At 50.7% G+C, this 14,972-nt stretch carries 10 protein-coding genes and 1 pseudogene; 3 read left to right on the forward strand and 8 right to left on the reverse strand.

What is annotated here, in order from left to right; translation table 11 throughout:
- Positions 1-77: 77 nt before the first annotated feature.
- From MJZ25_01475 to MJZ25_01485, 3 genes are all read right to left on the reverse strand, one after another.
- A complete protein-coding gene (locus tag MJZ25_01475; protein ID MCQ2122833.1) occupies positions 78-1,016 on the reverse strand; it encodes an AgmX/PglI C-terminal domain-containing protein in 939 nt (312 codons plus the stop codon).
- A 282-nt stretch (positions 1,017-1,298) separates the two neighbouring features.
- On the reverse strand, positions 1,299-3,704 hold the full coding sequence (locus MJZ25_01480; protein MCQ2122834.1) for an RNA-binding transcriptional accessory protein: 2,406 nt from the start codon (positions 3,702-3,704) through the stop codon (positions 1,299-1,301).
- 197 nt (positions 3,705-3,901) lie between these two features.
- Positions 3,902-5,035 carry a dTDP-glucose 4,6-dehydratase gene (locus MJZ25_01485; protein MCQ2122835.1) on the reverse strand — a complete coding sequence of 378 codons (1,134 nt, stop codon included), beginning with the start codon at positions 5,033-5,035 and terminating at the stop codon, positions 3,902-3,904.
- A 152-nt stretch (positions 5,036-5,187) separates the two neighbouring features.
- On the opposite strand from MJZ25_01485, the gene MJZ25_01490 reads away from it, so the two are divergent.
- Positions 5,188-7,602, forward strand: a complete 2,415-nt coding sequence (locus MJZ25_01490) for an OmpA family protein (protein MCQ2122836.1) — start codon at positions 5,188-5,190, stop codon at positions 7,600-7,602.
- Positions 7,603-7,721: 119 nt separating this feature from the next.
- Here MJZ25_01490 and MJZ25_01495 read toward each other — a convergent pair whose 3' ends face one another.
- The 5 genes from MJZ25_01495 to MJZ25_01515 are packed head-to-tail and all read right to left on the reverse strand — an operon-like array spanning position 7,722 to position 13,425.
- Positions 7,722-8,849, reverse strand: coding sequence for a Gfo/Idh/MocA family oxidoreductase (locus tag MJZ25_01495; GenBank protein ID MCQ2122837.1), 1,128 nt, complete (start codon positions 8,847-8,849; stop codon positions 7,722-7,724).
- Between the two features lie 19 nt (positions 8,850-8,868).
- Positions 8,869-10,134 carry an ATP-grasp domain-containing protein gene (locus MJZ25_01500; protein MCQ2122838.1) on the reverse strand — a complete coding sequence of 422 codons (1,266 nt, stop codon included), beginning with the start codon at positions 10,132-10,134 and terminating at the stop codon, positions 8,869-8,871.
- Positions 10,135-10,160: 26 nt separating this feature from the next.
- Positions 10,161-11,291: a dTDP-4-amino-4,6-dideoxygalactose transaminase gene (gene rffA, locus MJZ25_01505; GenBank protein ID MCQ2122839.1), complete on the reverse strand. Its 1,131-nt coding sequence runs from the start codon at positions 11,289-11,291 to the stop codon at positions 10,161-10,163.
- A 7-nt stretch (positions 11,292-11,298) separates the two neighbouring features.
- Positions 11,299-12,549 carry a hypothetical protein gene (locus tag MJZ25_01510; GenBank protein ID MCQ2122840.1) on the reverse strand — a complete coding sequence of 417 codons (1,251 nt, stop codon included), beginning with the start codon at positions 12,547-12,549 and terminating at the stop codon, positions 11,299-11,301.
- Positions 12,550-12,585: 36 nt separating this feature from the next.
- A complete protein-coding gene (locus MJZ25_01515) occupies positions 12,586-13,425 on the reverse strand; it encodes a PDDEXK nuclease domain-containing protein (protein ID MCQ2122841.1) in 840 nt (279 codons plus the stop codon).
- A gap of 295 nt (positions 13,426-13,720) precedes the next feature.
- On the opposite strand from MJZ25_01515, the gene MJZ25_01520 reads away from it, so the two are divergent.
- Together MJZ25_01520 and MJZ25_01525 are read left to right on the forward strand one after the other, a co-directional pair.
- Positions 13,721-14,707 carry a glycosyltransferase family 2 protein gene (locus tag MJZ25_01520; GenBank protein ID MCQ2122842.1) on the forward strand — a complete coding sequence of 329 codons (987 nt, stop codon included), beginning with the start codon at positions 13,721-13,723 and terminating at the stop codon, positions 14,705-14,707.
- 37 nt (positions 14,708-14,744) lie between these two features.
- Positions 14,745-14,837, forward strand: a pseudogene (locus MJZ25_01525) (prepilin-type N-terminal cleavage/methylation domain-containing protein).
- Positions 14,838-14,972 lie beyond the last annotated feature (135 nt).

The following is a 14,972-nucleotide window of genomic DNA, read 5'->3' on the forward strand; positions in this document are numbered from 1 at the left end:
ATTTGGGACAAAAACTCCCATAAACGAAAAATACCCTCCGGCTTTGGGCCGAAGGGCTAATGATTGGAAGAAAGTTTTTACTTCTGGACAAATGTCAGCGGGAAAATCACCGTGTAACGGCCCTGCTCGGAATCCGGGAATTTCCAGCGGGCAATGGAATTCTTGAGCTTCAGGTCGAAGGATGCGGAGCCTGTAGTCGTTGCATCCACGAAAATCCTGAAAATATCTCCACCCGGGTCCACCGTCACATTCAAGGTCAGCTTGCCGGCAATGGTAGAATCGGATTTCAAAGCTCTGTTATAAATATTGTTGATCAAGTTGGATTGCTTGTCGAGGAACTTCAGCAAGGAGGAGGCGCCACCAGCGATCTTTCCCTGGACAATCACATCCTTCTTTGCAGGCAGAACAATGTGGGGACCCTTGGGCTGAACTCCTGCAGCGGATTCATCCTTGACGGAATCAGCCTGGGCGGTTTCGGCCTGGGGATTCAAATCCTTCACAAAAGTCAGGGACAGGGAAATGGTGTAATGGCCCTGATCGGTCTTCGGGTACTTCTGCTTTGCGAGGGAATTTCTGATTTCGGTATTGAACTGGGGATAGTTCGTAGTGGAGGAAATTTCGGTAATGTTCTTCACGTCACCGCACACGTCCACGGTAATATCCAGAGTCATTTCGCCTTCAAAGCCAGGCTTCAAGGCACTGAATTTCTTGTAGATGTAGTTGAGGCCAGTCTGACGTTCATCCAGGAAGGTCATGACAGCGGGAAGGCCACCGGTAACTTCCTTACCGTGCAAAGTCACTTCGTCGGACTTCGGAAGAACCACACCACCGGCAAAATCGTCATTGGTGTTGGCGGCTGCAATCTTGCGCTGTTCCGTAAAGGCGGCGGGAGCCGACGTAGCCTTCTGCTTAGGCTTACTTTCAAGAGGATCATTGCCACAGGCGATCAGTGTTGCGGAAACAATGCCCATGCACAAGGCAAGAACATAAGCGCATTTCTTTACACGTACTTTCATTATCCCGTCCACTCGATTTGTGTTCGCATCTTCACGCCAACACATCCATTCACCGGCGCAAAATATAAGTAGTGTTTACAAGAACTTCAAGATTGTTTTGCATATGCAATTTTTAAACGTGACGGGGTTCACTTTTGAGCCTCTCTTATAAACCTCGCTTTTAAGCCTCGCCCACCCTCGGCTCTGTATACAAGAATTCCTGTATACAGAAAAAGACCTGGGTGCAAACCCAGGCCTTTTAAAATTGCGGCATAAATTTCCGCACGCTAACAAGCGCGGAAATTAGCGCATGCCCTTGGCGAGGCCCTTGAGGAGGGCACTCATCTTGGCAGGCTGAGCGTTCCCCGGCTTCTTTGCCTGGTTGTTGTTCTTGCCTGCAATCTGGGCCTTGAGATCAGCGATAGTTGCATGACCCTGGAGGGAACCACGGTTCTGGCCGTTGTCGCGACCGCCGAAACCGCCACGACCGCCATTGCCCTGGCCGCGGGGGCCGCCAACACGCTGACCGCGAGGACCGCTGGCACCTGCACCTGCCACACCGTCCACCTGTTCGGTCTTCATGGAGAGGCTAATGCGCTTCTGGCCAGCATCCACAGCCATCACGCGGACCTTCACGATGTCGCCCACGGTAAGGACAGTCTTTGCATCTTCAACGAACTTGTCGCTGATTTCAGAAACGTGTACGAGGCCATCCTGATGGACACCGATGTCCACGAAGGCACCGAAGTTAGCAACGTTGGTGACGACACCTTCCATCCAGCTACCGGTAATGAGGTCGTTGATGGTTTGGATCTTGTCGTCGAACTTTGCGTAACGGAATTCCTTACGGGGGTCGCGGCTGGGCTTCTGAAGTTCGCTGAGGATATCCTGCAAGGTTTCCTTACCCACTTCGTCGGAAAGGAATTCGTCCAGCTTGATGCCCTTGACGGCTTCAGCGTTACCCACCATTTCCTTGACAGACACGCCAACCTTGGCAGCCATCTTTTCGACGAGGGCATAGTTTTCAGGATGGACGGCAGAGTCGTCCAGCGGGTTTTCTGCACCCGGGATACGCATGAAGCCAGCGGCCTGTTCGAAAGCCTTGGGGCCGAAGCCCTTCACCTTCTTCAAGTCTTCGCGGCTGGCGTAGGCACCGTTTTCTTCACGATGCTTGACGATAGCTTCGGAAAGGGTGTTGCTCAAACCTGCCACATGGGAAAGGAGCGGTGCGCTGGCGCTGTTCACGTCCACGCCCACCTTGTTCACGCAGCTTTCCACCACTTCGTCCAAGCGCTTCTTGAGTTCGCGCTGGTTCACGTCGTGCTGGTACTGGCCCACGCCAATGGACTGGGGATCAACCTTCACAAGTTCTGCCAGCGGGTCCTGCAAGCGACGGCCGATGGAAATAGCGCCACGGGTAGTCACGTCTTCCTTGGGGAATTCCTGAATAGCGATCATGCTTGCGCTGTAAACGGATGCGCCAGCTTCGGAAACGATAACGCGGGGAGGAACCTTGCCCTTGAACTTTGCAGCCATTTCGGAGCAGAAAGCGTCGGTTTCGCGGCTGGCGGTACCGTTACCAATAGCGATCAAGTCAATCTTATACTTGTCAATAAGCTGCATCAGGTAAACTGCGGAAGCAGCCTTGTCGTTCCACGGTTCGTGAGGTTTGATAATGCCGTGGTCCATGAACTTACCGTTTTCATCAAGCACAGCAACCTTACAACCAGTACGGAAGCCCGGGTCGAGGGCAAGAACAGCCTTGTGGCCTGCGGGAGCTGCCAGCAAAACGTCCTGGAGGTTCTTGCTGAACACCTTGAAAGCTTCTTCTTCGGCAGCATCCTTGAGGAGCAAACGGACTTCACTTTCCATGCTGGGCTGGAGCAAACGTTCCCAAGCATCCTGGCACATAGCTTCAAGATACGGGGTCCAAGTAGTCTTGCCCTTAATAATATTAGCCTTGAGGTAGCCCACCAGTTCTTCGTTGGGAACTTCAATAGTGAGGCGGAGGACCTTTTCCTTTTCACCACGGCGGAGAGCCAGCATACGGTGGCTGGGAATCTTGGAAACAGGTTCGCTAAAGTCGTAGTAGTCCTTGAACTTGGTTTCTTCCTTTTCAAAGTCCTTCTTGACCTTGGAAACCATAACGCCCTGCTTTTCGATCTGGGTACGGAGGTACTGACGGAACTGAGCGTTGTCAGCCACTTCTTCGGCCAGAATGTCGCAAGCGCCCTTGAGAGCAGCCTTGGGATCGGCCAGGCCCTTTTCTTCGGAGAGGTAGATAAGGGCGATCTGTTCTGCAGTGTTGCCGGTTTCTTCCTGTTCCCACATGAGGCGTGCGAGAGGTTCCAGGCCAAGTTCCTTGGCGATGGTGGCGCGGGTACGCTTCTTGGGCTTGTAGGGTGCGTAAATATCTTCGAGGGCGGTCTTGTCCTTGCAGGCTTCGATCTGAGCCTTCAGTTCCGGAGTAAGCTTGCCCTGTTCTTCAATGCTCTTGAGGATCGTTTCCTTACGATCGGTCAATTCCTGCAAATAGTCACGACGGTGGCTGATATCGCGGAGTTCGATTTCGTTCAAGGTACCGGTCTGGTCCTTACGGTAACGAGCGATAAAGGGGATGGTACCACCCTGGTCCATCAGTTCCAAAGCCTTGGAAACGCGCCACACTTCAATGTTCAGTTCTTCAGCAATAATTGCAGAAAAGTCCATAATTCTAATTCCAATTTTATAGGGTCTTAAAGCCCTGGTGAACAACAAATGTACCCCACCCGGGGTGGGTACTGAGGGAATATAACAATTAATTATGTCATAAAAATGACAGCAAAGTGTCAAAAATAATTTCCATAAAAAAAGACCCCGACAGGCCGTCGGGGTTTCAACTCCATAACTCGTTGCTTCACAACAGGTTAGCGATTCTTGTACATATTTTCGTAGTACTGGGCGTAATCGCCGCTAGTAATATTATCTAGCCATTCCTGATTGTCCAGGTACCAGCGCACCGTCTTTTCGATACCTTCCTCGAACTGCAGGGACGGTTCCCAGCCAAGTTCCTTCTGCAGCTTGGTGCTGTCGATGGCGTAGCGGGCGTCGTGGCCCAGGCGGTCGGTAACGTAGGTGATCAAATCCAGGTCCTCGTTTTCGGCGCGGCCCAGGAGCTTATCCACGGTCTTGATCACCACCTTGATAATATCGATGTTCTTCCATTCATTGAAGCCACCAATATTATAAGTCTCAGCAATCTTACCGTTATGGAAGATGACGTCGATAGCGCGGGCGTGGTCTTCAACAAAGAGCCAGTCGCGAACGTTCTCGCCCTTGCCGTAAACCGGCAGCGGCTTCTTGTGGCGGATATTATTAATAAACAGCGGGATCAACTTTTCCGGGAACTGGTAGGGGCCGTAGTTATTGGAGCAGTTGGTCACGATGGTGGGCATGCCGTAGGTGTCGTGGAAGGCGCGAACGAAATGGTCGGAACCAGCCTTACTTGCAGAGTACGGGCTATGCGGAGTATACTTTGTAGTCTCGTAGAAGAAGTCGTCGCCGTAGGCCAGGTGATGCTCGGAGCTGGAGGCCGTGGTGGTGAACGGCGGCTCGATACCTTCCGGATGGTTCATGGTCAGAGCGCCATAGACTTCGTCGGTAGAAATATGGTAGAAGCGCTTGCCTTCGTACTTTTCGGGCAAGGATTCCCAGTAGAGCTTTGCAGCCTGGAGCAGGCTCAAGGTGCCCATCACATTGGTGCGAGCGAAGGTGAACGGATCCTTGATGGAACGGTCCACATGGCTTTCGGCAGCCAGATGGATGATACCGTCGATCTTTTCGTCCTGCATGAGCTTGTAGAAGGCGTCGAAGTCGCAGATGTCCATCTTCACGAACTTGTAGTTGGGTTTGTCTTCGATATCCTTCAGGTTGGCCAAGTTGCCTGCATAGGTCAACTTATCCAAGTTAATAATGTTGTATTCCGGGTACTTGTTCACAAAAAGACGTACCACATGGCTTCCGATAAAGCCTGCACCGCCAGTAATAACAATATTCTTCATATAGCTAAATAATAACAAACACACTGCCCATTTTTACACTAAATCCAATAAAAAAGGGGTCATTTTAGTACAAATTAGGGATTGGTCTAGCCATTTCCTCCGCCGAATATCTATCTTCGTAAAGATTTTGTAATAAAACCTATAGGTGGATTATGAAGAAAACAAACAAAACCTTCAAGAAGGGAGCAGCAATCGCGCTGGCCACATTGATGGCCGCAGGTTCCGCTTTCGCACAGAATGGCATGGGCGGTGGTCGTGACGGTATGCACCAGATCGACGCCCATACCCTCGGTCAGTGGCACGTATCCTTCGGTGTCGGAGCCATGGCATCCGCAGACTCCTGGTCTCTTGCAGGCGGCGGCGTCATGACCGGCGACGAAGGCCAGACCATCGGCTTGAACGAAACCGGCTACTCCGCAGACATTGGTGCAAACTTTGCTATCGGTCTTACCAACTGGTTGGATGCAGGTATCAACTTCCCCATCCACTTCGACTCCGGTACCGATAACCAGAACTACATCGGCAACAGCTCCCTGGCAGGTGTCGGCATCGGTGATATCGACCTCTGGGGCAAGCTCCGCTTCCTCGGTGGCAACAAGTCCATCTTCACCTCCGCATTGTTGGTCCAATTCTATGTGCCGACCGGTGACGAAGAAGTGGGTATGCGCCCCCGTCACTCCTGGTACCTGGACAAGAAGACCATGGCCTACAGTTCCGGCTACGCAGCCTTGGCTGGCGGTCTGGTATTCAGCCTGGACTTCACCCGCTTCAACATCCCCGTCCGTTGGAATGGTCAGATCAGCTACCTCCACTCCTTCGACGAAAATCCGTCCAGTTCCTTGCTTTACAGCACCGGTGTGAACGTGGTTCCGTTCCGCGCTCTTGACTTCTTCCTGGAATTCTCCGGCGAAATGCGTCTTGATAGCGACCCGTACTACATCGAACCGATCATGGATCCTATGACCATTACCCCGGGTGTCCGTTTCCACATGAACGACAACATGGACCTGGCCCTCGGCATCGAAATGGCTCCGCGTATGTTTAGAAACATCGGCTTCGACTGGAAGAAGGAAATGGATTACGGTGAAGACTTCATCATCACCAAGATCGACGACCAGGACCGCGAAAACAAGTACCGCTACTCTGCCAACCCGCTCTTCGCAGCATCCGCAGCCCTCACCTGGCGCTTCGGTGGCGACGAACGCATCAACGGCATCAATGTGGACTCCCTGGTCCGCGTCCGTTCCGAAATCCTGGCCAAGGCAAAGGTCGACTCCATCATGCGTAACATGAAGGCCGACACCATTACCGTTTCCAAGATCGACACCGTCAACAAGGTCGATACCGTTTCTGTTTCCAAGGTCGATACTATCGCCAAGGTTGACACCATCTCCAAGGTTGACACCCTGACCCGCGTCGACACACTCAAGATCGTTGACTCTGCAGAAATCGCAAAGAACCAGGCCAAGATGGATTCCATCGCAGCAGCAGCAGCCCAGGACAAGGCCAAGGCAGACTCCATCGCAGCAGCAGCAGCCCAGGACAAGGCCAAGATGGATTCCATCGCCAACGAAGCTGCCAAGAACAAGGCTCAGATGGATTCTCTCGCAAGACTCTCCGGCGACGACGACAAGGACGGCGTTCCCAACATGGTGGACAAGTGCCCGGATACCCAGCCTGGCCTCAAGGTCGGTGCCGATGGTTGTGAAGTTGATACCGACAACGACGGCGTAACTGATTCTAAGGACAAGTGCCCGGAATCTCATGCTGGTGCTCCGGTTGACGAAGAAGGTTGCGAATTCGACGAAGACGAAGACGGCATTGTTGATGCTCTCGACAAGTGCTTGCATACCTTGAGTGACGTAAACGTTGACGACAAGGGCTGCCCCACCAACAAGGACGAAGACCTTGACAAGCTCAAGAGCCAGATCACCTTCAAGAAGGGTACCGCCAAGATCAACAAGAAGTCCAACAAGGCAATGGACAAGATTGCCAAGTTGATGATCGCTCGCCCGAACCTCCGCATCGAAATCCAGGGTCACTGCGACGAAAAGAAGACTGCAGAAGACAACCAGGAAATGTCCGTGCTCCGCGCACAGGCTGTGGTTGACTACCTCGTAGGCAAGGGCGTTCCCTCCAAGTACGTCCGTGCAGCAGGCTTCGGCGACACCCAGCTCCTGGTCCAGCCCAAGATGGACAAGAAGGGCCGTAAGGCAAAGACCAACCCGAAGAACAACCGCGTTGAATTTGCACCTCACGTAAAGAAGCCGAAGAAGAAGGCTGAAGCTCCGGCTGCTGAAGCAGCTGCAGCACAGGCTGCAGCCCCCAAGGCTGAAACCCAGGTAGCTCCGGCTCCTGCAGCAGCTCCGGCGACCGCAGCAGCTCCGGCACCTGCAGCAACACCCGCTAAGGCAGAAGCTCCCAAGGCAGAAGCAGCAGCACCGGCCGCTCCCGCAAAGGAAGCCCCGAAGGCTGAAGCTCCCAAGGCCGAAGCAAAGCCCGCTGCAGAACCTGCAAAGGGCGGCTTCAAGCAGGACGCCCCCAAGGCCGCTCCCGCCAAGAAGTAATCCGCACGGCAAAAGCTGCGCCTAGGCGCAGCAACTCCATTACGAAAAAGGACGTCTCTATGAGACGTCCTTTTTTTTGCACCTCGAAATTGGAGACTGCAGAGGAATATGCGCTGGTGTTAAACAGTTTCCCATTTCTGGGATTTGGCGGAAACCGCAGCGGCTTCCATCATGGCGAGGCCTTCCAAGGAAGTCTTGATTCCGCAAACGTACTTGCTATTGAAGGAACCTTTTTCAAGAAACTCGGTTAAGCAATCTGCGATGTCGCGGTAATAGTTGGCAAAAGCCTCGATGAATCCAGCGGGGTGGCCAGCCTTGAAGCGGTTATAGCGGGGCAAGTTTGCAATCTTCACGTCGCCGGTACGGTCACTCAGGCATACGCGGCCATGAAGGTCACAAGTCTTCAAGGTTTCAGGCTCCAGCTGGAACCATTCCGCACTGCCTTCGCTACCGAAAACTCGGATGCGCAAGCCATTGCGGTTACCAAGAGCAGTCTTGCTGAACCAGATCTGAGCACGCACATTGTTGGTATACTGAACCAAAGCGCCTACATTATCCACAATCTGGGGGAACAAACCGAATGTGGCTTCATCTGCCACAATGCGGGTGGGGCGTTCGCCGGTCAAGAAATACATCATGTTGTGCAGATGGCTTCCCAAATCCAAGGAAATCTTCGGGATCACCGTATCCTTCAGGCGCCAGGCCTGAGGCTTAGGCGGTTCATTATTCGCACCCAGGCGAAGAAAACCTTCCTGGGGCATTTCCACCTGTACCTGCTGGATTTTACCCAGTTTGCCATCCTCAATCAACTGTTTCAATTCGCGGACCATAGGATAGCCCGTGTAATTGTACGTGGTGCAGAAGAAGCCCTTGGTTTCGGCAACGACTTTTGCAATGGACTCGCCTTCGGCAACACTTGTAGCCAGAGACTTTTCACAAATCACAGCGAACCCCGCCTTAAGCGCTGCCACCACAATTTCTTCGTGATAATCGGTAGGAGCCAAAACAACAACAGCATCCAACTTGCCTTTCTCAGCAGCCAGCAACTGCTTATAGTCATCATAGACGCGTTCGGGAGCAACACCCCAAACTTCTGCAGTCTGCTTATTGATATCGGCATGGGTGCTGAACGCACCGGCCACCAGCTTAAAGCAGCCATCCATCTGGCTTGCGGCTTTATGAACTTCACCAATGGCCGAATTGATTCCGCCGCCAATAAAAGCAATGTTGTAAGGCTTTTTCTGCATAATTTGAATATAATCTTTTTTATTTGAAGCGAACCTTGATATATTCCGACATCTTCGCTGTTTTTTCAGTCATTTCTTCTACAGAATCGAACAGCATAAACACTATGCCGGCCTTGTAGTACATCGGATCGGCAACTTCTTCACCAACCATGTACCACATGAACTTTTCAACAATATTTTGCTGAATTTCATCGGCAAAATCAACGCCATCAACAACGCCCGTGCGGTTGGTCATAACGCAGTGGCGGAGGAAAGGCTTCGGAACGTTGTGCAGAGCCTGCTTCGATTGCGTCGCTACGCTCGCAATGACATCCGTACTCAATCCGCATTCAGCCTTTACAAGCATCAACGGATAATCTACTCCGGTGGCGTACTTCACAAACTTGATGTACAAATCTCCAGGAGGCCTGCGGCAGATTTCAATAATCACAGGAATGCCATCGTCACGTTCAATGTACTGAATGTGCAGAATGCCATCCACCAAATGCAAGTGAGCAGCGATGCGTTCGCTGTACTCCACCAGAAGTTGCAACCCGCGGGCGCTTGTGGTGCTAGGCGTGTTGGCGCCACTAACCATGTACTTATTCAGACAATACTGTTCATTGTCTGCGAAGTAGAACGCCACCTTGCCATCTTTCAAGAAACAGCTAAAGCCGTGATTCGTCCCGATGACAAATTCTTCAACCACCACATGGTCTTCGCGGGTGCGGGAAACTGCGTCGGCGTAAGCGGCCAAGGCTTCGTCCACGTTATTCACACGATGGATGCCCTTGCCTCCGGTCAAGTCCACAGGTTTTACAATCAGCGGAAACTGCAGTGGGCAGAAATTCTTTTGTTCGAAAGACACGGCAGCGCAACCGGAATTGGGAGCAAGTCCAATGACGGACTTAAATTCATCTACACTTCGCACCACTCTTGCTCGAGGCGTAGGAATACGCAGTCTTTCCGCAAGAGCGCGATACTTATCCTTATGATGAATCTGCAAGCTGGTTTCAAAACTATCATGACCAGGCAAGCCCAGTTTTTCACAAACATAAACCGTACTGAGCAAGGCGAAATCATTGCAACCCGAGCACACGGCGCTAACACCCTCGGCACGGGCCAACTCAAGCATGGCGTCTTTATCACTAAAATCGGCGAAGACATTCTTGTCGGCATAAGGGTGCCCAAGGCCTTCGCGAGCATTACCCGTGGTAATCACAAAGTAGCCCAATTCTTGGGCCGCCTGGATTAAGGGAATTTCAGCGTGACTGCCACCCAATAGTAATAAACGTTTTTGTTCCATAACATAGCACTCGGCAGGTTCACAACCTACTTGAAAAATTCTTCCACCTTGTCACAGACAAAGTCCAGGTCATCCTGAAGCAGCCCGTAGAACATGGGCAAACGCAACAAACGATTGCTTTCTGCCGTAGTAAACTTGTCTTCACCACGGAACTCGCCAAAGCGCTTGCCCGCGGGGGCATTATGGAGCGGAACATAATGGAATACTGCCAGAATTTCATTCTTCACCAAATGGGCAATCATCTTGGTGCGGCCATCCAAATCCGGCATCTTGATATAGAACATGTGGGCATTGTGCTTGCAATGTTCCGGCACCTGGGGCAACTGAATCAAGCCCCGCTGTTCAAGCCCAGCCAAGCGTTCCCTATAGGCATTCCAACTGGCCATACGGTTATCAAAAATCTTATCGGCCTGTTCCAATTCCGCATACAAGTAGGCAGCATTCAATTCGCTGGGCAAGTAGCTGGAACCCAGTTCCACCCAAGTGTACTTATCCACTTCACCGCGATGGAACTGACAACGGTTGGTTCCCTTTTCGCGAATGATTTCTGCATGGTCTGCAAACTTGGGGTCGCGAATGAGAAGGGCTCCGCCCTCCCCCATGCTGTAGTTCTTGGTTTCGTGATAACTGTAGCAACCAAAATCACCCAAGGCACCTAAGGAACGCCCCTTGTAAGTGGCCATCATTCCCTGGGCCGCATCTTCCACCACAAACAAATTATGGCGTTTGGCAATCTCGTTGATTTCATCCATTTCGCAAGCCACACCTGCGTAATGCACCGGCACAATGGCTCGTGTCTTCGGCGTAATAGCAGCCTCAATCAACTTTTCGTCCAAGTTCATGGTATCCGGACGAATATCCACAAACACACACTTGGCACCGCGCATAGCGAACGCATCGGCGGTAGACACAAAGGTAAAGGACGGCATGATCACTTCATCGCCAGGCTTGATATTGCAAAGGAGCGCAGCCATTTCCAAAGCATGGGTGCAACTGGTTGTGAGCAAAGCCTTGGCCGTTCCCGTATGTTCCTTAAGCCAGGCATGGCATTTTTGGTTGAATTGGCCATCGCCACAAATACGGCCACTTTCCACAGCGGCGCGAACATAGTCAAATTCAGATCCAACAAAAGGCGGCTTGTTAAAAGGAATTCTCATACACACCTTAATTCAAAACAACATAGGGAGTCCAGCGTTTATAGAAACGTTCCTGGAACTTCAAGGGCGACAAAATAGGTTCGTGATCACCTTCCACCACAAAACGCACAGTCGGATGCTTACGGGCCAAATCTGCAATTTGACGTAAAGTTTCCATCAGCCGTTCAGTATAAGCGGAATCAAGTTTTTCAACAGGAATGTTATAAGCAGCCTGGGTAACATCACTACCCGGAGCAGTCAAACCCTCGATGGGGAACTTGGTAGACGTGGTGGTCCAAGCCGCAAAAACTCTGGGAGCGGTGACACTCGAAGACGACGGCACCGTCAAAACACTATCCAGCATCTTCACAATATCACCATCCTTCAAGGTCTTATCCCACACAACATGATCAAAGCCAACATTGCGGACGTACTTGAATCGCCATTGCTCAGCACTATCTGATGCCACAAAGAAACGAGTATCAAAACCAGCAGCAGCCAACTGGGCAGGAATAAACAAAGTGTCTCGACGACGTGTTGCCGAATCACGCTTCAGTTCATAAATCAAGTTCTCGCGCTCGGCAGTTCGAGTGCGGCTATACATGCGGCTATGCACACCCACCTGCACAGGAATGTCCGCATCACTGAACACAGACAACTCAGCCTCAAAGCGTTCGTTGTCCATGGGGATGCCCCAGCTTTCCACTAGAACAAAAACATTACTGCGGGTGGAGTCCACATACCTGCGAGCAACAAAGGCAGAATCTTCCACAGAGAACTTCGCCTTGAAAGATTCCGGCAGAACCTTTTGTTCCACAGGCTTGGGAGCCGTGCGATCCAAGTAATCAATCACCGGGAACTGAACCAAAGGCTGAGCCGCATACTGATTATAGGCAGCCAAATGCGCAACCAATGCAACAAACAAAATCAAGTTGATCGTAGGGAAAGTAAAAGAAGGCACCTTCCACATCATGGCTACGGCAAGGCCACAAGTGGCAACCGGCACAATAGCACGCCAGCCCATATCCCAACCCTTGATCGCCATCAAGTTGGAAAAATCCATGAACGCGACAATCAACATGACCGCAGCAATTACCGCCATCGGCACAAAGCGCCATTTCTTGCCAAGTCCCTTGACCCAAGCAAACAGCAACAACAATGCGAACTCTTCAAACCCAAACAAACCGCGCACAATATCCTGCCCCTTCTCGAATGTCAACAAGAAAGGCGCAATAGTAATCAGCGCGCTGGCGACCAATGGATAAACTAATCGCATCATATAATCATTCTCAAATATAACACAAGACCAAGCTTTTCAACCATCTTTGCATTCTTTACACAATGCTTTCCGCTCAATTTCATAACGATTCTCTCTAACAACCTTCTCTAAATCCTCTATTGATGGCAGATTTAGCTGATATTTAGAAGCAAACATCTGCTTAGCATCATTAAGTACAGAATACTTAACTACAGCCTCATCTCCATAACGCATAAGTTTTTGACGAGCTACAAAACAAAAGCCCTTTCCAAGTTCCAATAAAAACTTTTGCAGATGATCAATCAAGCCTTGCTCCACATCGGTTTCGTGAATAGCGGGATAATCGCCGAGGTTCAGAAAGTCTAGAACATAAGGATCGCGTATGAACTCATTCGGTCGCATTTCCTTCATTTTTTCTGCAGCTTCCTTTTTTACAGAACCCACATTTTGGCTTGAAAGGAGCCGTTCGAAATACAAAACAGAAATTTGACGGTCCAGCTGACGTGTAGACCAGGTTTCATTTGCGGCCTCATTCATGTACCACATACGCGCGGTTTCGTCTTTCACCTTAACGAGTAGACGATAATGTGTCCACAGCAATTCGTGACGCAGTGCGTCACGAATTGGAAAATTCTGAAAAAACAAACGCATATACCGCAAATTACTAGCATCATACCCCCTGCCAAATTCTCGCGTCAACCGCGCGGCAAGACTTTCAAGAACACCCTTACCATATTCGGCTCTTTTCTCTCCATTTTGCTCATGCTCAACAATAAGTTTACCGATAGTCCAGTAAGCCTGAACCATTGTAAAGTTTACAGTTTTGTGGACTAGTTTTCGAGCGTCGGAAAGAACGGACCGAACATTTTCATACAAAGAAGAAGGTAAATTTTCCACCACTCATTCTCCCAAGTGGTGCTCTACGCTGCAAAGATACAGGTTACACCCTATATCACCTGGCCAGGAAGCTCTTTCCCAGGTACCCTGCGGGGAAACGTTTTTTCAAAAAATCCCGCGACCGTCAGGCAGATAGTTTGACAGCCGGCCCGTAAGCCGGATTGCATAGAACAACCTAAAGATACACAAACGTTCACTAATCGTCAAGAAGTTTTCTCAATTATTTTTTTGCTTTTAAGCACAGCGCCTCCATTGAAAAAATTTCTTAGAGATTCGATTTACTACATTCCACATTATGAGCGAGCAAAATAACGCCACATTGATTTCCTTTGTCATTCCCTGCTATCGAAGCCAGGGAACCATTGAAACCGTAGTCAACGAAATCCGCGACACAATCACCGCGCAGAACCGTGCCACAAGTTCTTCTGTCATCCCAGGCTACGACCCGGGATCTCCTTGCTACGATTACGAAATCATCCTGGTCAACGACTGCAGCCCCGATGGGGTCTGGAACGTCATCAAGAATCTGGCCGCAACCGACCCCAAAATCAAAGGCATTTGCCTCGCCAAGAATTTCGGCCAGCACTGCGCGCTAATGGCTGGCTACGGCCAAGCCTCCGGCGATTACGTGGTAAGCCTGGATGACGACGGCCAGACTCCCGCCAGCGAAACCTTCAAGCTGGTAAACAAGTTGGAAGAAGGCTTTGATGTGGTGTACGGCTATTACGCCCACAAAAAGGAGCATCTGTTCCGCCGATTCGGTAGCTGGACCAACAAGAAAATGGCAGAAGCTATTATCGGCCAGCCCAAGACTTTGCAGACCACCAGTTTCTTCATCATGAGAAAATTCATCGTCGAAGAAATTGTCCGCTACAACCACCCCTTCGCCTACATCAGCGGCCTGGTATTCCGCGCCACCAAGAATCTGGGCAATGTTCAAGTGGAGCACCGCAGCCGTTTGGAAGGCACCTCCGGCTACACCATCGCAGGCCTCATTCGTCTTTGGATTAACGGTTTCACAGCCTTTAGCGTAAAGCCCCTTCGCGTAGCAACACTCATCGGTTTTATCTGCGCCATCATCGGCGTCGGTGCAGGCGGTTTCGTGGTTTACCAAAAATTGATGCGTCCGGAAATTCCCGTGGGCTATACCAGCCTTTTGGCCAGTATGCTTTTTATCGGCGGCATGATCATGTTGCTGTTGGGCCTTATCGGCGAATACGTAGGCAGAATCTACATCAGCATTAATCAAAGCCCCCAGTATGTGATTAGAGAAAAGGTCTAAGACCAACCTCCTCAATCAAAAAAAGAGAAAATAGGATATGAGCAAAAAAGGTTTTTCCCTTGTTGAAATCATGGTTGTCATCGTGATTATGGGCATCCTAGCTGCCGTTGCCGTACCCCAGGTATTCGGAATGGTAGAAAGAACTCATCGCGGAATTGACGCAACCAACGCCCGCGAAATCAGAAACATTCTTGTAAGAGCTTACGATTCTCACGAACTTGAATTTCCCCAATCAACTCAAAACGATGGTAACGGAAAGAACGTA

This window comes from Fibrobacter sp., from assembly GCA_024399065.1.
GTDB lineage: Bacteria > Fibrobacterota > Fibrobacteria > Fibrobacterales > Fibrobacteraceae > Fibrobacter.

What these genes read in the sequence shown, in the direction of transcription:
- MJZ25_01475 (MCQ2122833.1), bottom strand. Translation starts at nt 1,016, where the DNA reads ATGAAAGTACGTGTAAAGAAATGCGCTTATGTTCTTGCCTTGTGCATG.
- MJZ25_01480 (MCQ2122834.1), bottom strand. Translation starts at nt 3,704, where the DNA reads ATGGACTTTTCTGCAATTATTGCTGAAGAACTGAACATTGAAGTGTGG.
- MJZ25_01485 (MCQ2122835.1), bottom strand. Translation starts at nt 5,035, where the DNA reads ATGAAGAATATTGTTATTACTGGCGGTGCAGGCTTTATCGGAAGCCAT.
- MJZ25_01490 (MCQ2122836.1), top strand. Translation starts at nt 5,188, where the DNA reads ATGAAGAAAACAAACAAAACCTTCAAGAAGGGAGCAGCAATCGCGCTG.
- MJZ25_01495 (MCQ2122837.1), bottom strand. Translation starts at nt 8,849, where the DNA reads ATGCAGAAAAAGCCTTACAACATTGCTTTTATTGGCGGCGGAATCAAT.
- MJZ25_01500 (MCQ2122838.1), bottom strand. Translation starts at nt 10,134, where the DNA reads ATGGAACAAAAACGTTTATTACTATTGGGTGGCAGTCACGCTGAAATT.
- rffA (MCQ2122839.1), bottom strand. Translation starts at nt 11,291, where the DNA reads ATGAGAATTCCTTTTAACAAGCCGCCTTTTGTTGGATCTGAATTTGAC.
- MJZ25_01510 (MCQ2122840.1), bottom strand. Translation starts at nt 12,549, where the DNA reads ATGATGCGATTAGTTTATCCATTGGTCGCCAGCGCGCTGATTACTATT.
- MJZ25_01520 (MCQ2122842.1), top strand. Translation starts at nt 13,721, where the DNA reads ATGAGCGAGCAAAATAACGCCACATTGATTTCCTTTGTCATTCCCTGC.